Genomic DNA, 20,197 nt, shown 5'->3' with positions numbered 1-20,197 from the left:
GCAAGTTGCGAAAATTCCTGATTGCGCTGTCATTGCTTGCCATATCGTTGCCCGGCTTGCCGTCGCAGGCCGAGGCCGCCGATATCACCGGCACGGCAAAGGTCCGCGACGGCGATTCCGTGCTGATCGGCACCACGCGGGTCCGGCTCGGCGGCATCGACGCGCCGTCATCCGACCAGCTCTGCCTCAACACCAATGGTGAACGCTGGACCTGCGGTATCGCCGCGCGCGACGAGCTCGCCAAATATACCGAGGGCAAGAACTGGGTCTGCCATGCCCGCTCGATCGACCGGCGCGGCCGCACGGTGGCGCGCTGCGAGGTCGGCGGCGAGGACATCCAGAAATGGCTGGCGCGGAACGGCTGGGCGCTGTCCTACACCCGCGTCTCGCACGATTACGACGCCGACGAGGCTGCCGCGCGTGAGGCAAAAGCCGGGATGTGGCAGGGCGCCTTCATCGCGCCCTGGGACTGGCGCGTGCGCAACAAGAAGACGACCATATTGGGCGCCGCCAAGCCGCCGGAGGGGGCGCATTCCGTGCTGCTCGCCTCGGCCTCGGGGCCAGTCGCCCCCTCGCCCGACTGCACCATCAAGGGCAACGTCAACACGGCCGGCGAGTGCATCTACCATACGCCAAACAGCCGCTGGTACACCCAGATCAAGATGAAGATCAGCAAGGGCACCCGCTGGTTCTGCTCGGTCGAGGAGGCGGAGGCCGCCGGCTGCCGCGAGACGAAGAGATAGCGCATGGTCCGGACGATCGCGTTCTGCATGATTATCCCGCGTTTTACGTGCTTTTCTTGAGCTGCTGCGGCGCGTAAAAGCGTAGTTCGATGACCCTCCAGATCGTCTTCACGACATAAGGACAAACGAAAATGACCGTTCGCGCGGGCCGGGAGTTTCTGGCCATCCCCGGGCCCACCACGATGCCCGACGCAGTGCTGCAAGCGATGCATCGTCCGGCGATCGACATCTACTCCAAGCAGATGACCGATCTGACCGACAGCCTGCTCCGCGACATCTCGAACCTGTTTGCGACCAAGGGCAAATCCTACATCTACATCGCCAACGGTCACGGCGCCTGGGAAGCCGCGCTGAGCAACGTGCTGTCGCGCGGCGACAAGGTGCTGGTGCTGGAGAGCGGACGCTTCGCGATCGGCTGGGGCCATGCGGCTTCGCTGATGGGCGCCGAGGTCGAGGTGCTCAAGGGCGACTGGCGCCGCGCAGTGCGGCCGCACGAGGTCGAGGAGCGCCTGCGCCGCGACAAGGAGCACACCATCAAGGCCGTCGTCGTCGTCCAGATCGATACCGCTTCCGGCGTGCAGAACGACATCGAGGCGATCGGCAAGGCGATCAAGGCGAGTGGCCACCCCGCTTTGTACATGGTCGACACTGTCGCCTCGCTCGGCTGCATGCCGTTCGAGATGGACAAATGGAATATCGACGTCGCGATGTCCGGCTCGCAGAAGGGCCTGATGACGCCGCCCGGCCTCGGCTTCGTCGCCGCCAACGCGCGCGCGCTCGAGGCGCAAAAGAAGGCGAATATGAGCACGCCCTATTGGAGCTGGAGCGAGCGCGAGGGCGCCGAGCATTATCGCAAATATGCCGGCACCGCGCCGGTGCATCTGCTGTTCGCGCTGCGCCAGGCGATCGACCTGATTCACGAGGAAGGCCTGGAGAACGCGTTCCGCCGCCACGTCCTGCTCGGCGAGGCCACGCGCCGCGCGGTTGGCGCATGGTCGGAGGGCCAGGTGCTCGGCTTCAACGTTGCGGAGGCGAGCGAGCGTTCCAACACGGTGACCACCGTGACCATGAGCAACGGCCATGATCCGGCGGTGCTGCAACGCTATTGCAAGGAGAAATGCGGCGTCGTGCTCGGCAACGGCATCGGCGACCTCACCGGCCAGGCCTTCCGCATCGCCCATATGGGCCACGTCAACGCGCCGATGCTGCTCGGCACGTTAGGGGTGATCGAGGTCGGCCTCAACGCGCTGAAGATCCCGCACGGCAAGGGCGGGCTGGAAGCGGCGGTTGCGTATCTCGGCGAAGAGGTGACGGCGTAGGCGCGAGGCTAGTAGCCCGGGTGAGCGAAGCGACACCCGGGATTCTCGCGCGAAGTCCCGCATATCGCTTCGCTCATGCGGGCTACGGCAGCTGCGGTATCCGATACGCCTCGACCTGTACCTTCAGTTCGTCCAGTGATGCCGTCGGCTTGTTGGGATCGACCCGATACTCCCCGCCCGCCAGCCACTTCAGCACCATCGCGTCGACCGCCGGCGAATGGTGGATGACGTCGCTGTAATTGTTGAGGTCGTGCGTGATCTCTTTGATCGCGCGGAAATCGGACAGGCGCACGTTGGGAAGCTGTGTCAGGCGTTGCGCAATACGAGCCGTGAGATCGGTGACGATCTTCAGCGTCGCCGGCGATGCATCGCGCATCGCGACGAATTGCAGGATCGAATAGGGCGGAAGGTAGATGTCGAACGTCACGTCCGGATGGCGCGTGATCAGGCCGACCGCATCGCGCTCGAAATGACGCACCATGGCGTCATAGAGGTAGCCTTCTCCAAGGAAGCGGCTGCGCACGGGACTGGTGATATAGGCGAAGGCGGCAAGCGTCCTCTCCGCATTATAGGTGCCCGCCAGGTCGAAATCCCGTGGCAGCGCGTAGATGTCGTCGACGTCGGACAGCGCAAATTTGACGGGGAGAAAAGGCGCCGCCCGGGTCAGCGGCTCCCGCAGCGGCGGAATCGACCGCAGCACTGCGAACAGCGATTCCTTGGCCATCGCGGCGCTGAACAGATAGGACGCGATGCCCCTGTTCGTCCTGCGATAGAGATCGACCGACAGATAGGGATCAGCCTCGATGTCGGCCGCGTCGACGAAGCTGAAGTCGTCCATCGCCCAGATCACGCGCCGGGCGCCGCGCTCGATCGCCTGCTCGAGCACGAAGATCTGCTGGCGCGAATTGGATCCGGTCATCGCCAGCTTGAGCGAATGCACGTCGAGCGCACGGTCGATATCGCTCTGGCGAAAATGAATCGCGAGCGAGGTGCCCATGAAGGCGGTGTCGAACGACTGGCTGCGGATCAGCCCGGCATTCTGCATGCGCGTGTCGTCGGAATAGACGGCCGAAACGAGGTGCGACGGCCGGAACAGTTGCAGCGGATCGACGACGAAAATCAGCGCAGCCGCGCCCAGCACGCAAGCCGCGCTGGCGAGGATAAAACGCTTCAAACTGGTGAAGGTGCTTCGCATCAGAACCGGAAATAGATGAATTCGCTGTGGCTCTGGATGCCGAGAATCCCGAACGCAAGCAGCAGCGACGCGCCATAGAGGAACAGCGGCCGGATTCGCCCGACCCTCAAGCGCTCGCCGACCCGGCGATTGCCGTGATCGTAGCCCATGATCGCTTGTGTGTTCGGCGCCAGCCACACCAGCGCGGCATAGACGCAGACCAACACCAGTGCCGCGATCTCCTCGCGGCCGAAGACGGTACTGGTGGGATCAGCCATGGCCCTGATGATCAACAAGGCCCAATCGACCCGCTCGGCACGGAAGAACACCCAGGCGACGACGACGGCAAGGAAGGTCAGCACCGCCCCCGCTATGCGGCTAGGGCGGGCAAGAGGCGACGGCATGTTCGGCACCAGCGCATTGAAGACGTGGTTGATGCAGAGATAGGCGCCATGCAGCGCGCCCCACACCACGAAGGTCCAGGCCGCACCGTGCCAGAGCCCGCCGAGCAGCATCGTGATCATCAGATTGACATAGCGCAGCACGCGGCCGTGGCGGTTACCGCCGAGCGGGACGTAAAGATAGTCGCGCAGGAATTGCGACAACGTCATGTGCCAGCGGCGCCAGAATTCGACGATGCTCGCGGCCTTGTACGGCGAGTTGAAGTTTACCGGTAAGAAGATGCCGAACATCAGGGACATGCCGATGGCCATGTCGGAATAGCCGGAGAAGTCGAAATAGAGCTGGAACGTGTAGGCGAGCGCACCGAGCCACGCCTGGTCGAAGCTCGGCGATCGCGCCTCGAACGCGAGCGCGACCAGAGGCTGGATGCCGTCGGCGAGGCACGTCTTCTTGAACAGGCCGATCGCAAATATGATGATTCCGCACAGGATCAGATGCGGATCCGGATGCTTGGTTTCCTCCCGCTGAAATTGCGGAATCATGTCCTTGTGATGCAGGATCGGTCCCGCGATCAGATGCGGGAAATAGGTCACGAACAGCGCATAATGCGGCAGTGCGTAGGCCGCGACCTGGCCGCGATAGGCGTCGACCAGGAACGCGATCTGGGTGAAGGTGTAAAAGGAGATCCCGACCGGGAGTAGAATGTCGACCGCGAAATGCGTGTCGAGCATCGCATTGAGATTGTCGGCGGCGAACCCAGCATATTTGAAGATACCGAGCACGAGGAGATCGCCGGCGACGCCAAGAGCGAGTGCAGCGCGGCGCCGCGTTGGGGCGAGCTTCGCCACAATGAGGAGATGACCGACGCCATAGTTGAAGGCGATCGACAGCAGTAGCAGGGCTACGAACTGCCAATTGCCGATGGCGTAGAAGGCGAGCGAGGCCAGCGCCAGCCAGATCACCGGGGTCAGATTGCTGCGTCGCCCCAGCCAGAAATAGCCGGCCAGCACGACCGGCAGGAACAGCAGGATGAACGGATAGGAGTTGAACAGCATCAGGCTGGACCGGTGGCGGGGCCATAGCTCCTAAAGGACTTGGCTCCTAAAGGACTTGGCCCCTAAAGCATACAAGGGAGCGGTCAACAACCCGGCGACTTGGCGCAGTTCCTTGGCACAGTCCCTGGCGCAGCGGCGCTGGCAATTCACGGAATCGGGACGATATAAGGTCAAATACGCATCTGAATGAGGATCGAGTGACACAAGCCAAACAGCCATCCCAGCCCCCCGTCGCCCCTCGCCGGCCGCACACCTTCACCCGGCACGGCATCACCGTTGCCGACGACTATGCCTGGCTGAAGGACGCGAAATGGCAGGAGGTGCTGCGCGATCCCGCGGTGCTTGATCCCGACATCCGCAAATATCTCGACGAGGAGAACGTCTACACCGAGAGCCTGCTCGGCCATACCGCGCCACTCCAGAAGACGCTGGTGCGCGAGATGCGGGGACGGATCAAGGAGGACGATTCCAGCGTGCCGTCGCCGGACGGGTCGTTCGCTTACTTCCGCAAATTCCGCGAGGGCGGTCAGCATGAGCTGTTCGGCCGCATGCCGCGCGACGGCGGCGAGAGCGACATCGTGCTCGACGGCGACGCGCTCGCCAAGGACCACACCTATTTCAAGTTCGGCGGCAGCCGCCACTCGCCCGATCACAAGCTGCAGGCCTGGAGCGCGGACACCAAGGGCTCGGAGTATTTTACGATCCGCGTGCGCGACTGGGCGACGGGAAAGGATTTTGACGACATCGTCGAGGAGACCGACGGCGGCATCGTCTGGAGTGCGGACGCAAAGAGCTTCTTCTATGTGAAGCTCGACGACAATCACCGGCCGATGCAGGTGTGGCGGCACCGGCTCGGCACCAGGCAGGCCGACGACACGCTCGTTTATGAAGAGCAGGATTCCGGCTGGTTCACGCATTTGCATGAGAGCACCAGCGGCCGCTTCTGCGTCATCGCCGGCGGTGATCACGAAACGTCCGAGCAGCGGCTGATCGACCTCGCTCATCCCGACACGCCGCCGCGGCTGGTCGCAGCGCGCAAGGAGGGCGTGCAATATTCGCTCGCCGACCGCGGCGATGAGCTCTTCATCCTGACCAATGCCGGCGGCGCCATCGACTTCAAGATCGTTACCGCGCCGCTCGCCGCACCCGAGCGCGCGAACTGGCGCGATTTGATCCCCTATCGTCCCGGCATCTACATCATCGACCTCGATCTCTATGCCGGCCATCTGGTGCGGCTGGAGCGCGCCAACGCGCTGCCGGGCATCGTGATCCGCGATCTCACCTCGAACGAAGAGCACGCGATCGCGTTTGATGAGGCCGCCTACTCGCTGGACACGATGGGCTCCTACGAGTTCGAGACGACGAATTTGCGCTTCGCCTATTCGTCGATGACGACGCCGTCAGAGGTCTACGACTACGACATGACGAAGCGCACGCGCGTGCTTCGCAAGCGCCAGGAGATTCCGTCCGGCCACAATGCTGCCGACTACGTCACCACCCGCATCATGGCGAAGGCGCAGGATGGCGCCGAGGTGCCGGTGTCGATCCTCTATCGCCGCGGATTGAAGCTCGACGGCGCGGCGCCGCTGCTGCTTTACGGTTACGGCTCCTACGGCATGGCGATGCCGGCCTCCTTCAACGCCAACCGCCTGTCGCTGGTCGATCGCGGCTTTGTCTACGCCATCGCCCATATCCGCGGCGGCGCCGACAAGGGCTGGGGCTGGTATCTCGACGGCAAGCGCGAGAAGAAGACCAATTCGTTCGACGATTTTTCCGCCAGCGCCCGTGCACTGATCGCAGCGAAATACACCAGCGCAAAGCGCATCATCGGCCACGGTGGCTCGGCCGGCGGCATGCTGATGGGCGCGGTCGCAAACCGCGCCGGCGAATTGTTCGCCGGCATCGTTGCCGAGGTGCCGTTCGTCGACGTGCTCAACACCATGCTCGACGACACGTTGCCGCTGACGCCGCCGGAATGGCCGGAATGGGGCAACCCGATCGAGAGCGAGAAGGATTTTCGCACCATCCTGTCCTACTCGCCCTACGACAATGTCGCGGCCAAGGACTATCCGGCGATTTTGGCGATGGGCGGCTTGACCGATCCGCGCGTCACCTATTGGGAGCCTGCCAAATGGATCGCGCGCCTGCGCGCCATCATGAGCGGCGGTGGCCCGGTGTTACTGCGCACCAACATGGGCGCCGGCCATGGCGGCGCCTCGGGGCGCTTCAACCGGCTGGACGAGGTCGCGATCGTGTATGCGTTCGCGCTATGGGCGGCGGGGATGGCGGAGGCCGGGGTGTAAGCCACACCCTCCGCCGTCGTCCCGGCGAAGGCCGGGATCCATACCGCGTGATTTATCGGCGAAGCGCGGGTAGCAGTACCGCAGGAAGATAACTGCGAGTCTTCGCCAAACCGCCCCCTGTGGTTATGGGTCCCGGCCTTCGCCGGGACGACATTGGTGTTTTGGCGCCACCAAATGTCCAACTACCTTCCGTTCTTCTTCCGCCACGCCGCGAAGTCAGTGAGCGTCTGCGGATCGGTCGCCGGATAGAGACCAAAAATGCCGCGGCCCTTGCCGACTTCCTCGGTGACGAAATCCTCGAACGCGGTCATCTCGAACGTTTCGTTGGCGATCTCGTCGGCGAGGTGCGCGGGGATCACGATGACGCCGTCGCTATCGCCCAAAATGATGTCGCCGGGAAACACCGGCGCATCGCCGCAGCCGATCGGGACATTGATTTCGATCGCGTGGTGCAGCGTGAGGTTCGTCGGCGCGCTGGGACGATGGTGGTACGCGGGGATGCCGAGTTTCGCGATCTCGGCGGAATCGCGAAAACCGCCGTCGGTGACGACACCGGCGACACCGCGCTTCATCAACCGCGTCACCAGGATCGCGCCGGCGGAGGCCGCACGCGCGTCCTTGCGGCTGTCCATCACCAGCACGCTGCCTGCCGGGCAATCCTCGATCGCCTTGCGCTGCGGATGCGAGCGGTCTTTGAACACGTCGATGGTGTTGAGGTCCTCGCGCGCCGGCATGTAGCGCAGCGTGAAGGCCTCGCCGACCATGGTCGGCTGGTCCGCGCCCAAGGGGTGCACATCCTGGATCATCTGGATGCGCAGGCCGCGCTTGAACAGCGCGGTGGCAACCGTGGCGGTGGAGACGGTCTTGAGCTTGTTGCGGGTGGCTTCGCTGAGTTTGGTCATGGGTGATCCTGCTAGTAAATCGAGGGCTCGCCGATCGGCGCGCCGAAATCGGTCTCCAGGAAGTCGAAGTCGCAGCCGTCATTGGCCTGCTTGATGTGTTTTGTGAACATCCAGCCATAGCCGCGCTCGAAGCGCCGCTCGGGCTGCTTCCAGGCGGCGCGGCGCTTTGCGAGCTCGGCCTCCGAAACATCGAGATTGATGGTGCGGGCGGCGACGTCGAGGGTGATGCGGTCGCCGTTCCGCACCAGCGCCAGCGGGCCGCCGATGTAGGACTCCGGCGAAACGTGCAGGATGCAGGCGCCGTAGCTGGTGCCGCTCATGCGCGCATCCGAGATGCGCACCATGTCGCGTACGCCCTGCTTCACAAGCTTTGTCGGGATCGGCAGCATGCCCCATTCCGGCATGCCCGGCCCGCCCTGCGGGCCCGCATTGCGCAGGATGAGGATGTGATCTTCGGTGACGTCGAGGTTGGGATCGTCGACCGCCTTCTTCATCGCGGGATAGTCGTCGAACACCAGCGCCGGCCCGGTGTGCTTGAGGAAGCGCGGCGCGCAGGCGGACGGCTTGATGACGCAGCCATCGGGCGCGAGATTGCCCTTGAGCACCGCGAGCGCACCCTCCTTGTAGATGGGATTGTCGACCGAGCGGATCACGTCGTCATTATGCACCTCGGCATGGGCGATATCTTCGCCGAGCGTCTTGCCGGTGACGGTGATGCAGTCGAGATGCAGATGCGGCTTGATCTGGCTCATCAGCGCCGGCAGACCGCCGGCATAGAAGAAGTCCTCCATCAAATAGGCATCGCCGCTCGGACGGACATTGGCGATCACGGGCACCTTGCGGCTCGCGATCTCGAAATCGTCGAGCCCGATGTCCTGTCCGGCGCGGCGGGCCTGCGCGATCACGTGGATGATCGCGTTGGTCGAGCAGCCCATCGCCATCGCCACCGCGATCGCGTTTTCAAAGGCTTTTCGGGTCTGGATCGTCTTCGGCGTCAGATCTTCCCAGACCATCTCGACGATGCGGCGACCGCATTCGGAGGACATGCGGATGTGGTTGGCATCCGCGGCTGGAATCGAGGAGGCGCCCGGCAGCGTCATGCCGATCGCTTCGGCGATTGCGGTCATGGTCGAGGCCGTGCCCATGGTCATGCAGGTGCCGTAGCTGCGGGCGATGCCGGCTTCGATGTCGAGCCAGTCCTTCTCGGAAATTTTTCCGGCGCGCCGTTCGTCCCAATATTTCCAGCCGTCGGAGCCGGAGCCGAGCGTCTTGCCCTTCCAGTTGCCGCGCAGCATCGGGCCGGCCGGCAGATAGATCGCCGGGATGTTCATCGAGGTGGCGCCGAGCAGCAGCGCCGGTGTGGTCTTGTCGCAGCCGCCCATCAGCACCACGCCGTCAACGGGATGGCTGCGCAGCAGCTCCTCGGCGTCCATCGCCAGCAGATTGCGATAAAGCATGGTGGTCGGCTTCAGCAGCGATTCCGACAACGACAGCGCCGGCAATTCCAGCGGCAGGCCGCCCGCCATCAGGATGCCGCGCTTGACGTCGTCGACGCGCGATTTGAAATGCATGTGGCAGGGCTGCGCGTCCGACCAGGTATTGAGGATCGCGATGATCGGGCGGTCCTTCCACTCCTCCGGCGCGTAGCCCATCTGCATGGCGCGGGAGCGGTGGCCGAACGAGCGCAAATCATCGGGCGCAAACCAGCGCGCGCTGCGGAGCTGGTCGGGCGTCTTCTTCTTTCTGATCATAATCCTTGTCCGTCCGGAGAATCCGCTCTGCTCTTCTCACAGGCCCTCCACCCCTCGCAAGGCGCCGGGTGAGCGGCACGCGAGCCTCTGGTATGCACGCGGCTGTGCATACACCCGGTTGCATCGCAACATCCGGCCAAACGGGCCGGCACAAACCCGAAGTGCTTGCAGGCCGGGCGCAATCCGCGCAACAATTTCGCATTTGATGCTTTGATTTGCGGTCGGCGGGAAACGTCCCCGTCCGACCCGGAGGTTTTTGACGTGGCCAACATCCTGATCGTGGATGACGACCCGGCCGTCCAGCTCACGATCCGGCTGCTTCTGGAGCGGGCCGGCCATCAGGTGACGGTCGCCGGCGATGGCCACAAGGGGCTGGCTCTGTTCGCGGCGAGCCAATTCGACCTGCTGTTCCTCGACATCTTCATGCCCGGCATGGATGGACTGGAGACGATGCGCCGTGTCCGGGCGCTGAGACCTGCCATTCCGATCGTCGTCATTTCCGGCCGCTCGATCACGCCGGACGCCTATGCCGAGCCGGACTTCTTGAAAATGGCGACCAAGCTCGGCGCGGTGGCGAGCTTGCAGAAGCCATTCCGGGCCGACGCACTGCTTGCGGCTGTCGACGGCTGCCTGAAATCGGCGCAATCATTATCCCCGCCGCGGCCCGATGCCGGAGCCGACAGCCGATGACCGGGCGATCCATGGTGCGCCGTAACAGAACATTCGGGTCCATTCTCGACGCGGCGCGAAGGCCAACATGACCCTCGCAACCCGGCTGGCCATCGCAATGATTCTGCTGGTCGCGGTGACCGTGGCGGCGGTCGATTGGCTGGGCTATCGCAACATCACGCAAGCCGTCATTCCGCGCGTGCTGGAGCGGGTCGAAGCCCAGTCACGCCTGCTGGCGACCAATCTTGAATCCTACGTTGCCGGAGTTCGCGGCGATCTGATCGGCTATCGCTCCGCCGCGGCAATCAATGGTCTGATCCGCGCTCACCTCGGTGGAGGAACTGACGCTGTCGACGGCGTGTCAGAGCAAACCTGGCGCGAGCGCATCGCGACGCGGCTCGCGGCCGAGATCGAGGCCAAACCCAGCTACGGGCAGTTTCGAATCATCGGTCTTGACGACGACCAGCGCGAACTGGTCCGCGTCGATCGCTCCGGCCCGAACGGAGCAGCACGGATCGTCCCCGACAGCGAACTGGAGAGCAAGGGCGAGCGAACCTACTTTCACGAGACGATTCAACTGGCGCCGGGCGAGATTTATGTCTCGCCCATCGATCTCGCGACCCGTCAGGGGGGGACCGCAGATCTGCACATTCCGACTCTGCGGGTCGCAACGCCGCTGTTCGCGCCGGACGGCAAGCCGTTCGGTATCATCATCGCCAACATCGACATGCGTCCGGCTCTCGACCGCATCCGCTCGACGACGAGCTCGGCAGGAGAGATTTACGTCGTGAATTCGCACGGCGACTATCTGGTCAATCCTGATCGCGCGCGAGAATTCGGCTCGCTGCGTGGCCACCCGACCAACTGGCGCAGTGATTTTCCATTTTTTTCGAGCTTGGCCGGCACGTCGGCCGTATCCACGCAGATCATGACCGATCGGTCGGGCCGGCCGAGCGGTGCGGCGATTGCGCCGGCGCTGCTTGCTGGCAAGGAATGGGTCGCAATCCTTGTGATCGTTCCCCCGTCCGTCTTCGGCCGCGTGCCGGCCGCCATTCAAAAAACGTCCTTGCTCGTCGGCGTGCTTGCCGTCCTCGCCGCGGCTTTACTCGCAGTGCTCCTGGCGCGCTCATTGACCCGCCCGATCGGGCGCCTGACCGCGGCGGTGGAGGCGATCGGCAGCGGCCGGCCCGCCGACATCCCCGTCGATGCAAGCGGCGAGACGGGCGTGCTGGCGCGGGCTTTTGCCCAGATGGTCGAGGAGACGCGGGCGAAAACAGCTGCCCTCGAGCGCGAGGTCCGGGAGCATCGCCGCACCGAGGCCGCACGAAGCCACCACGAGGCGCGCGAGCGCTTGTTCAGCGCTGCTGTCGAATCGTCCGACGACGCAATCGTGATGCAGTCGCTCGATGCCGTCATCACGGGCTGGAATCCTGCCGCTGAACGCCTCTATGGCTATTCGGCGAATGAGGCGATCGGACAATCCACCGCGATCATTGTCCCGCCCGACCGCCGCGAGCAGGGCAAGGACTATCTGGCGCGGATCGCCCGGGGTGAGCCGATCGAACGGCTCGAGACGGTGCGCCTGCGCCGGGACGGCACGCCGGTCGAAATCTCGCTCAGCCTCTCGCCGATCAGGGGGCCGTCGGGCGAGATCATCGGCGCCTCCGGGAGCGCGCGCAGCCTCACCGAGGAGCGGCGCGCCGAGCGGGCGCTCCAGCAGCAGATCGAGGAGCGGCGGCAGCTCTTCGACACCTCGCAGGATCTGATCATGATCATGAACGCGCGGGGCCATATCGTGCAGATCAGCCCGAGCAGCGAGGCCATTCTGGGCTACCGGCCGGGCGAGATGATCGGCCGCAGCGGCGTCGATTTCATTCACCCCGACCATCTCGATCAATCCCGCGCGGAGATGCGCGCGCTGCGGCAGGGCGGGCATCCGAAGCTCGCCGACACCCGCTGCTTCCACAAGGATGGGCGCGAGGTCTGGCTCTCCTGGCTCGGCAATTGGTCGGATCAGGCCAAGCGCTTCTTCTTCGTCGGGCGCGACATGACCGAGGCACGGCTGGCAGACGAGTCCTTGCGGGAAAGCGAGCTGCTCGCGCGCAACATCGTCGAGACTGCACTCGACGCCTTCGTCCAGACCGACGATCGCAGCACCATCCTGAACTGGAGCTCGCGGGCCGAAGAGCTGTTCGGCTGGCGGCGCGACGAGGCGCTCGGCAAGAATTCGGTCGACCTGATCGTCGCAGAGGGTGAGCGCGAGAGGGTCAAGGCCGGCCTCGCGCGTTTCCTCGAATCCGCGGACGGCCAAATGCTCAACCGCCGCCGCGAGCTCATGGTGCGTCGCCGCGACGGCAAGGAATTCAAGGCCGAGCTGAGCGTCACGGCGCTCAGGCGCCGCGAGGGCGTTCTGTTCAACGTCTTCTACCGCGACCTCACCGACAAGATCGCGTCCGAGGAGCGCATCCGTCATGCCGAGAAGATGGAAGCGGTCGGCCAGCTCACCGGCGGCGTGGCGCACGATTTCAACAACATCCTCACCGTCATCACCGGGACGATCGAGATCCTGGCGGACGCGGTGGCGAAAGAGCCGGAGCTTGCCGCGATCACCAAGATGATCGATGAGGCTGCCGGGCGTGGCGCCGAGCTGACCCAGCATCTGCTCGCGTTCGCGCGCAAGCAGCCGCTCCAGCCGCGCGAGATCGACATCAACTCGCTGATCATCGACACCGCAAAGCTGTTGCGGCCGACGCTCGGCGAGCAGATCCAGATCGAGTCCGTGTTCGAGGACGAGAGCTGCGTCGCGATCGTCGATCCCAACCAGCTCACCACGGCGATCCTCAACCTCGCGCTCAACGCGCGCGACGCCATGCCAGGAGGCGGCAAGCTGATCGTGGAGACCGGCGCCGCCTATCTCGACGAGATCTATGCCAGCGCCAATGACGTCCCGCCCGGACACTACGTGCTGATCGCCGTCAGCGACACCGGCTCGGGCATCGCCGCCAACATGCTGGCCAGGGTGTTCGATCCGTTCTTCACGTCGAAGGGACCAGGCAAGGGCACCGGGCTCGGGCTCTCCATGGTCTATGGCTTCATCAAGCAGTCCGCGGGCCACATCAAGATCTACAGCGAGGAGGGCCACGGCACCACGATCAAGATGTACCTGCCGCCGGGCAAGACGCCCACGGCCGTCAGCGAAGGTGTGACGCCGGCGTCGATCGAGGGTGGGCACGAGACCATTCTCGTGGTCGAGGACGACCGGCTGGTGCGCGACTACGTGCTGGCGCAACTGCATTCGCTGGGCTACGTCACCCTGCAAGCCGCCAACGCCGCAGAGGCGCTCGCGATCGTCGTCTCCGGACAGCCGTTCGACCTGCTGTTCACCGACGTGATCATGCCGGGCAAGATGAACGGACGGCAGCTCGCCGACGAGGTGCTGAAGACGCGCCCCGATCTCCGGGTGGTCTACACGTCCGGCTATACCGAGAATGCGATCATCCATCACGGCCGGCTGGATTCAGGCGTTCTGCTGCTGGCAAAGCCCTATCGCAAATCCGACCTCGCGCGGATCATCCGCAAGGCACTGAGCGGACAGGCTCTGTAGCCCGGAGTAGCCCGGATGGAGCGAAGCGCAATCCGGGGCGATTGCCTCCGCTGGCACTGGTCCCGGATTTCGCTGCGCTCCATCCGGGCTACGAGATCACCGAAAAACGTTACGACGCGCGCTGGGCTGCGGTCATCACGATGCGGATCAGATCGGCGGCGTTGCGCGCGCCGAGCTTCTTCATGATGTTGGCGCGGTGATCCTCGATGGTGCGCGGGCTGATGCCGAGCGTGCGGCCGGCTTCCTTGTTGGAGGCACCGGCGGCGAACTGTTCCAGCACCTCGCGTTCCCTGCGGGTCAGCGGCTCGCGTCCGGGGAAATGCAGCGAACCAAACTTCGGCGACGCGTTCTCCGCCTGCCTGCGTGCATAAGCCCCGATCGCCTCGTCCAGCCGGCCGACGATCTCGCTGCCGCGGAACGGCTTCTCGATGAAGTCGAGTGCCCCGCTCTTGATGGCGCCCACCGCCATCGAGATATCGCCCTGCCCGGAGATCATGAAGATCGGTGCCGGATAGTCCTCACCGTGCAGTTCCCTGAGAATGTCGAGACCCGACTTTCCGGGAATGTGCACGTCGAGCAGAATCGCAGCCGGTGTGCGGTTTCGCGCGACAGAGAGCAGCGCTGCCCCATCCGCGAAACAGATCACCTCATAGCCCGCCCCCTTCAACACCATCGACAGGGTGTCGCGAACGGCAGGGTCGTCATCGACCACGAAGATTTCACCACGAGAGGTTTGTTCGGCCATGTGCCAAATCCATTTGTGCCAATTCCTATTGGCATTAAGGAGACGCGTCCGCCCCAACCGTTATGGCGTTCGGCGCGGATTCGGCCCACCCGTATTTGTACGGGACATGGACTTAACGCACAAGTAGCGGCGGAGTGCCTTATTGCTGGGGACGGAGAATATCCATGCTAAATTTTGCCGGCACGCCCCTGCTCGTCGCGACACCCGAAGCTGACAGCCGACAGTTGATCGCAGCCGATCTTCGCTCTCTGATCGCGCGGATCGAGACCAGCATGCGCCTGATCGACGCGGCCATGGAACAGGACGGCGACGGGAGCGCTATGATTTCCGCCGACATTTTCGTGCTCGACGACGTCACGCCCCGTTATGCCACGGCGAGCGCCGCTCTCAACGCCTGTCGGGCGGGCCTTGGCCACGCCCTGCAATGCTTGTCGGAAACCGGCAACCCGGCATAGATTGCCATCAGCGCGGCGGATCGTCCGCATCTGAACGCATGGCCGCTCCGCGCCTTACGCGCGGTGCCGTTCCACGATCGCGTCGGTGGCAACACCACCCCAGGTATGGATCGCCGGCAGGCCCATTGCCGTCTTGCCGAGATTGGCAAGGCTGATGCGGAGCGCCGCGAGATCCAGCGGCTTCGGCAGGCTCTGAAGCTCGATCCCGACAGAGCGGGCGAAGCTGCGGGCGGCGCTGCGGCGCTTGCCGTCCATGCCGCTGATCACGATCACAGAACCTGCGAATTTTGCCGCCGCCATCTCGCGCAGCACGTCGATGCCGTCGCCGTCCTCCAGCACGAGATCCAGCGTCACGCAGTCGAAGCGCGCGGCACGGAGCTTTTCGATCGCCTCCGCAACCGACGGCGCCACGGTGACTTCGTGGCCGGCCTGCTTGGCGGCGACCGTGATCAGGCTGCGTTGCGTGGCGTCGTCGTCGACCACCAGCAGCTGAAGCGCGCGCCGCTCGGCGGCGTCGGGCAGGTTGGACGTAACGGGGGAGAGAGAGCTTCTTGGCATTTCCTGACCCTGAGATTGAGACCGGCAATGGATACACCGAGCGCGCTTAGGCCACGTAAAGCCGCTGCGACAAATTCAGTCGGATGTTTTCAGCAAATGTGAAGCAATGTATCGGGAGCGGCGATGGCGGAGGCGCGGATCAGGCCACGGCGTCATGGCCGGCCGCGCCGCGCTTCTTCCGGTTCTTGCCGCGCAGGAACTGGATGTCCATCTCGGCGCCGTTGACGCGCACCAGCTCGCAGCGGCGGTAGGCAAGTCCAGTCGACGACAGCAGCAGGAAGAACTCCTTCAGATTCAAGCCCTGGATCGAACCTTCCACCGTGAGGATGGCGTCGGTGTCGGAGATCGCGTTCAGCTTGCAGTCGCGGCGCCAGGTGCCGTCGATCGCCATGATGCAGACATCATAGCCGCGGCTGAACGTCACCCGTTCCGCGCCTTTTCCATCCTCGGCCATGCTTATCGTCCTGCCATCACCGCGATGCGCGATGGCACCGCGCCGGCGACAGCTGGCTTGGCCGCACGCGGATCGTTCGGCTTGTAGAGGCCGCGGCGCTCCGGAAGCGGCTTGAACGTGTCGGTCAGGCCGACCACGGTTTCGGCCGCACCCAGCACCAGGAAGCCGTCACCCTCGATCTGGCGCGCCAGGCGGTTGAAGATGTTGATCTTGGTGTCCTGGTCGAAATAGATCAGCACGTTGCGGCAAAAGATGACGTCGAACGTGCCGAGCTGGGCAAAATCGTGCAGCAGGTTGAGCTGCCGGTGCTGGATCATCGCGCGCAGCTCGGGATTGACCTGCCAGGTCTCGCCGGTCTGCTTGAAATATTTCATCAGCATCTGGATCGGCAGGCCGCGCTGCACCTCGAACTGGCTGTAGATGCCGGCCTTGGCCTTCTCCAGCACCTCCTGCGACAGATCGGTCGCGATGATCTCGACGCGCCAGCCGGTGAGTGCTGCGCCCATCTCCTTCAGGCTCATCGCCAGCGAATAGGGCTCCTGCCCGGTCGAACCGGCGGCGCACCAGATGCGCACGCTGCGGCGGCCGGCACGGGCCTTGATGACCTCCGGCATGATGGTGTCGCGGAAATGATCGAACGGGACCTTGTCGCGGAAGAAGAAGGTCTCGTTGGTGGTCATGGCTTCGACCACGCTGGTGACGAGCGCGCTCGAACCGCCTTGCAGCTTCTGCACGAGCTCGCCGATGCCGGAGAGATTGGCCTTGCGCGCCAGCGGCAGCAGGCGGCTTTCGATCAGATATTGCTTGTCTGCGGACAGGTCGAGACCAGAATGATCCCTCAGAAACTTGCGCAGATACTCATACTCGGTCGGGGTCACGGATAGCCTCTCGGAAGCTGTACTGGGAACACTCTGGCCAAAGGACTCGGGCCAGACACACTCAGACCATGGCTTGTCCGACCGGGATCAGGCCAACTTCAGCGAACTTGTCGGCGATAATGTCTTTGTCGAAGGGCTTCATGATGTACTCGTTGGCGCCGCCGCTGAGCGCCTGGGCGATGTGAGCCACGTTGTTCTCGGTGGTGCAGAACACCACCTTGGGCTGGTCGCCGCCGGGCAGGCGGCGCATGTGGCCCATGAACTCGAAGCCGTCCATGACGGGCATGTTCCAGTCGAGCAGCACCGCGTCGGGCAGCTTCCGCTGACAGATCTCGAGCGCTTTCGAGCCGTCCTCGGCTTCGGTGACTTCGAATTCCAGGCCTTCCAGGATCCGGCGTGCGATCTTGCGCACGACGCTGGAATCATCGACCACCAAACACGTCTTCATATTGGTTCTCCGGCTTCGATGTTTTTGTTAGCTCACGCAGCCATTTGCACTTCGGTTTTGAGTTCGAGCACGCGATCGACGTCGAGGACGACCATGAGCTGGCCGTCGAGGCGGTGGACACCGCCGGCGAGCTTGGCCATGCGGGGGTCGAGGTTGACGGGGTTTTCTTCCTTGCCGTCCTCGGACAGACGCAGGACCTCGCCGATCTGGTCGATCAGCAGGCCATAGGATTCACCGCGGAGATCAACGCCGACCGCCATCGGCACCTTGCCGTCCTCGGGCTTGGGCAGGCCGAGCCGGGCGCGCATGTCGACCACGGTGACGATGCGGCCGCGCAGGTTCAACACGCCCGCGATCTCGCGCGAGGACAAGGGAACGCGGGTGACGCGCTCCGGCATGAACACGTCCTGGACCCGGGAGATCGGCAGGCCGAACAGCTGGCCACCGATCATCGCGGTGACGTATTCGACCATGGCGCCTTCGCCCGTCTGCATCTTCTTGCTCATCTTTGCGTCTCCTGATCCGTGACTCTTTGTTTGAGCATGATCTCCGCACAAACGCGTTCCGCGTTTGTCGCGAGGGAAAACCGCTTCACACTTTTCCGGATCATGCTCTCACGCCGCCGCCCGGCTCAGCTCGGAGGCGCCGGCGGCACCCGCGGTCTGTTCCTTCAGCGCCGCGATCAGGCCGGGACGGTCGAACTTGGCGACATAGTCGTGGAAGCCGGCCTGACGGCCGCGCTCGATCGCCGCCGGCGACACCAGCGCCGACAGGCCGATGATCGGCATCGAGCCCAGATTGCTGTCGGAGCGGATCACTTCGGCGAACTCGAACCCGTTCATATCGGGCATCTCGATGTCGGTCAGGACCACGTCGAAGGTCTGCGCGCGCAGCGCGGCCAGGCCCTCCTGCGCGGTCGGCGCGGTGCGGACGCGGTAGCCCGCGGCCTTCAGCACCGGCGCCAGCATGTTGCGGAAGAACGCGCTGTCGTCGACCAGCAGCACCGACTGCGAGTGCAGCGACGGCTTCATCTCCTTGCGGGTGAACCAGTCGGAGAACGCCATCGGCAGGAAGTGGCCGACGTCGATCACTTCGGTGGCCTGGCCCTTGATCACGGCCGAGCCCAGAATGCCCTGGCTGGAGCCGCCGACCTCGATGTTGAGCCGTTCCTCGACGATGTCGATGATCTCGTCGACGACGAGGCCCATGGAGCGGCCGTCATCGGAGAACACCAGGATCGGCTGGGCGCCCTGCGAGGCGATGGTGACGCTCTCCATGGCGACGAGCGGCATCAGCTGCTCGCGGTACTGCACCATGTAGCGGCCGTTACTGAACTCGATCTTGTCCGCGGGCAGCTCTTCCAGGCGTGTGACGAGCCCGAGCGGGACCGCCTTGGGCTGGCTGGAGCCGGCGCGGAACACCAGCAGCGAGGTGGTCTGCTCGCCGGAGCTCGAATGATGCGCGGCGGCTTCATCAGCCATGCCTTGGGCCGAGGAGCCGGAGGCGCCGAGCGCCTTGGCAATGCCGTTGGGGTCGATGATCATGATGACCGCGCCATCGCCCAGGATCGTATTGCCCGAGAACATGTCGATGTGGCGCAGCTTGGTCGACATCGGCTTGACCACGATTTCTTCGGTGTGGAACACGCCGTCGACCACGATGCCAAAGGTCTGGCTGCCGACTTGCGTCACCACGATGAAGCCGTTCTCGGGATCGGAGGCCGCGCCGTCGTCGATCTTGAGCAGCTTCTTGAGGTGGATCAGCGGCAACAGCTTGTTGCGGAGCCTAAGGACCGCGGTGTCCTTGATGCGCTCGATGCGATGCTCGGAGTTGGCGCGGGCACGGACCAGCTCGACGACCGCGAGCTGGGGAATCGCAAAACGGTCGCCGGCGGCTTCCACGATCAGGGCGGAGACAATCGCGAGCGTCAGCGGGATCTTGATGGTGACGGAGGAGCCTTCACCGGCCACCGACTTGATGTCGATGGTGCCGCCGATCTGGTCGATATTGGTGCGGACCACGTCCATGCCGACGCCACGGCCGGAGACCGAGGTGATGGCGGCCGCGGTCGAGAAGCCCGGCGCGAAGATGAACTTGTGGATCTGGGCTTCCGACATCTTCTCGAGCTCAGCCTCGGTGGCGAGACCGGAGGAGATCGCCTTGGCCTTGATCTTGTCGGTGTTCAGCCCGCGGCCGTTGTCGGCGATGCAGATGATGATGTGGCCGCCCTCGTGATAGGCGGACAGCCGGATGGTGCCCTGCTCGCCCTTGCCGCCCGCGAGGCGCTCGGCCGGGGTCTCAAGGCCATGATCGGCGGAGTTGCGCACCATGTGGGTGAGCGGGTCCTTGATCAGGTCGAGCACCTGGCGGTCGAGCTCGGTGTCGGCGCCGTGCATCTCCAGCTCGATCTGCTTGCCGAGTTCGCTCGAGAGATCGCGGACGATACGGGGCAGCTTCTGCCAGGCGTTGCCGATCGGCTGCATGCGCGTCTTCATGACGCCTTCCTGCAGCTCGGCGGTGACGTTGGACAGCCGCTGCAACGGCACCTTGAACTCGGTGTCCTCGTTGCGGCGGGAGATCTCGAGCAGCTGGTTGCGGGTCAGCACCAGCTCGGAGACCATGGTCATCAGGTGCTCCAGCGTATCCACGTTGACGCGGATCGACTGGTTGGCGATGCGGTCGCCTTCGGAGGCGCCCTCTTCAGCCATCGACTTCTTCGGCGCGACCTTTTCCTTGG

At 64.3% G+C, this 20,197-nt stretch carries 17 protein-coding genes; 6 read left to right on the top strand and 11 right to left on the bottom strand.

Annotated elements, in window-relative coordinates; all coding sequences use genetic code 11:
- Positions 1-5 precede the first annotated feature (5 nt).
- The gene (locus UP06_RS19945; RefSeq protein WP_045005072.1) at positions 6-743 is read left to right on the top strand and encodes a thermonuclease family protein; all 738 of its coding nucleotides are present in this window, start codon (positions 6-8) and stop codon (positions 741-743) included.
- A gap of 131 nt (positions 744-874) precedes the next feature.
- Positions 875-2,062: a pyridoxal-phosphate-dependent aminotransferase family protein gene (locus UP06_RS19940; RefSeq protein ID WP_045005070.1), complete on the top strand. Its 1,188-nt coding sequence runs from the start codon at positions 875-877 to the stop codon at positions 2,060-2,062.
- Between the two features lie 82 nt (positions 2,063-2,144).
- Here UP06_RS19940 and UP06_RS19935 read toward each other — a convergent pair whose 3' ends face one another.
- Both UP06_RS19935 and UP06_RS19930 read right to left on the bottom strand, forming a co-directional pair.
- Complete coding sequence (locus tag UP06_RS19935; protein ID WP_045005067.1) at positions 2,145-3,257, bottom strand: hypothetical protein; 1,113 nt, start codon at positions 3,255-3,257, stop codon at positions 2,145-2,147.
- Positions 3,257-4,693, bottom strand: a complete 1,437-nt coding sequence (locus UP06_RS19930) for an MBOAT family O-acyltransferase (RefSeq protein WP_045005066.1) — start codon at positions 4,691-4,693, stop codon at positions 3,257-3,259. Before UP06_RS19930 ends, UP06_RS19935 begins: the two co-directional genes overlap by 1 nt.
- 197 nt (positions 4,694-4,890) lie before the next feature.
- Here UP06_RS19930 and UP06_RS19925 point away from each other — a divergent pair, with 197 nt between their 5' ends.
- The gene (locus UP06_RS19925; protein ID WP_045005065.1) at positions 4,891-6,996 is read left to right on the top strand and encodes a S9 family peptidase; all 2,106 of its coding nucleotides are present in this window, start codon (positions 4,891-4,893) and stop codon (positions 6,994-6,996) included.
- Between the two features lie 182 nt (positions 6,997-7,178).
- On the opposite strand, the gene UP06_RS19920 is transcribed toward UP06_RS19925, so the two are convergent.
- Positions 7,179-7,898, bottom strand: coding sequence for a ribonuclease activity regulator RraA (locus tag UP06_RS19920; RefSeq protein WP_045005064.1), 720 nt, complete (start codon positions 7,896-7,898; stop codon positions 7,179-7,181).
- 11 nt (positions 7,899-7,909) lie between these two features.
- The gene (gene araD / locus UP06_RS19915; RefSeq protein WP_045005062.1) at positions 7,910-9,649 is read right to left on the bottom strand and encodes an L-arabinonate dehydratase; all 1,740 of its coding nucleotides are present in this window, start codon (positions 9,647-9,649) and stop codon (positions 7,910-7,912) included.
- Between the two features lie 261 nt (positions 9,650-9,910).
- Here araD and UP06_RS19910 point away from each other — a divergent pair, with 261 nt between their 5' ends.
- A complete protein-coding gene (locus UP06_RS19910; RefSeq protein WP_045005094.1) occupies positions 9,911-10,339 on the top strand; it encodes a response regulator in 429 nt (142 codons plus the stop codon).
- 67 nt (positions 10,340-10,406) lie between these two features.
- A complete protein-coding gene (locus UP06_RS19905; RefSeq protein WP_045005061.1) occupies positions 10,407-13,922 on the top strand; it encodes a PAS domain S-box protein in 3,516 nt (1,171 codons plus the stop codon).
- A gap of 109 nt (positions 13,923-14,031) precedes the next feature.
- Here UP06_RS19905 and UP06_RS19900 read toward each other — a convergent pair whose 3' ends face one another.
- Positions 14,032-14,667: a response regulator transcription factor gene (locus UP06_RS19900; protein ID WP_045005060.1), complete on the bottom strand. Its 636-nt coding sequence runs from the start codon at positions 14,665-14,667 to the stop codon at positions 14,032-14,034.
- A gap of 164 nt (positions 14,668-14,831) precedes the next feature.
- Here UP06_RS19900 and UP06_RS19895 point away from each other — a divergent pair, with 164 nt between their 5' ends.
- Positions 14,832-15,122, top strand: a complete 291-nt coding sequence (locus UP06_RS19895; RefSeq protein ID WP_045005059.1) for a hypothetical protein — start codon at positions 14,832-14,834, stop codon at positions 15,120-15,122.
- 54 nt (positions 15,123-15,176) lie between these two features.
- Here UP06_RS19895 and UP06_RS19890 read toward each other — a convergent pair whose 3' ends face one another.
- The 6 genes from UP06_RS19890 to UP06_RS19865 form a co-directional block, all read right to left on the bottom strand.
- Positions 15,177-15,680: a response regulator gene (locus UP06_RS19890; protein ID WP_045005058.1), complete on the bottom strand. Its 504-nt coding sequence runs from the start codon at positions 15,678-15,680 to the stop codon at positions 15,177-15,179.
- A 139-nt stretch (positions 15,681-15,819) separates the two neighbouring features.
- On the bottom strand, positions 15,820-16,134 hold the full coding sequence (locus tag UP06_RS19885; protein ID WP_045005057.1) for a hypothetical protein: 315 nt from the start codon (positions 16,132-16,134) through the stop codon (positions 15,820-15,822).
- Positions 16,135-16,136: 2 nt separating this feature from the next.
- Positions 16,137-17,012: a CheR family methyltransferase gene (locus UP06_RS19880; RefSeq protein WP_045005055.1), complete on the bottom strand. Its 876-nt coding sequence runs from the start codon at positions 17,010-17,012 to the stop codon at positions 16,137-16,139.
- Between the two features lie 61 nt (positions 17,013-17,073).
- Positions 17,074-17,460, bottom strand: coding sequence for a response regulator (locus UP06_RS19875; protein WP_027577509.1), 387 nt, complete (start codon positions 17,458-17,460; stop codon positions 17,074-17,076).
- Between the two features lie 32 nt (positions 17,461-17,492).
- Positions 17,493-17,966: a chemotaxis protein CheW gene (locus UP06_RS19870; RefSeq protein ID WP_045005052.1), complete on the bottom strand. Its 474-nt coding sequence runs from the start codon at positions 17,964-17,966 to the stop codon at positions 17,493-17,495.
- A gap of 108 nt (positions 17,967-18,074) precedes the next feature.
- A partial coding sequence (locus tag UP06_RS19865; protein WP_045002858.1) for a hybrid sensor histidine kinase/response regulator occupies positions 18,075-20,197 on the bottom strand: 2,123 nt, incomplete at its 5' end.

Origin of the sequence: Bradyrhizobium sp. LTSP857, assembly GCF_000938285.1 — a bacterium.
Taxonomy (GTDB): Bacteria; Pseudomonadota; Alphaproteobacteria; order Rhizobiales; family Xanthobacteraceae; genus Bradyrhizobium.
This window is presented reverse-complemented; position numbering and strand designations above follow the sequence as displayed.

Coding starts and splice junctions, on each gene's coding strand:
- UP06_RS19875 (WP_027577509.1), bottom strand. CDS start 17,460: ATGAAGACGTGTTTGGTGGTCGATGATTCCAGCGTCGTGCGCAAGATC.
- UP06_RS19890 (WP_045005058.1), bottom strand. CDS start 15,680: ATGCCAAGAAGCTCTCTCTCCCCCGTTACGTCCAACCTGCCCGACGCC.
- UP06_RS19885 (WP_045005057.1), bottom strand. CDS start 16,134: ATGGCCGAGGATGGAAAAGGCGCGGAACGGGTGACGTTCAGCCGCGGC.
- UP06_RS19935 (WP_045005067.1), bottom strand. CDS start 3,257: ATGCGAAGCACCTTCACCAGTTTGAAGCGTTTTATCCTCGCCAGCGCG.
- UP06_RS19895 (WP_045005059.1), top strand. CDS start 14,832: ATGCTAAATTTTGCCGGCACGCCCCTGCTCGTCGCGACACCCGAAGCT.
- UP06_RS19930 (WP_045005066.1), bottom strand. CDS start 4,693: ATGCTGTTCAACTCCTATCCGTTCATCCTGCTGTTCCTGCCGGTCGTG.
- UP06_RS19940 (WP_045005070.1), top strand. CDS start 875: ATGACCGTTCGCGCGGGCCGGGAGTTTCTGGCCATCCCCGGGCCCACC.
- UP06_RS19900 (WP_045005060.1), bottom strand. CDS start 14,667: ATGGCCGAACAAACCTCTCGTGGTGAAATCTTCGTGGTCGATGACGAC.
- UP06_RS19870 (WP_045005052.1), bottom strand. CDS start 17,966: ATGAGCAAGAAGATGCAGACGGGCGAAGGCGCCATGGTCGAATACGTC.
- UP06_RS19920 (WP_045005064.1), bottom strand. CDS start 7,898: ATGACCAAACTCAGCGAAGCCACCCGCAACAAGCTCAAGACCGTCTCC.
- araD (WP_045005062.1), bottom strand. CDS start 9,649: ATGATCAGAAAGAAGAAGACGCCCGACCAGCTCCGCAGCGCGCGCTGG.
- UP06_RS19905 (WP_045005061.1), top strand. CDS start 10,407: ATGACCCTCGCAACCCGGCTGGCCATCGCAATGATTCTGCTGGTCGCG.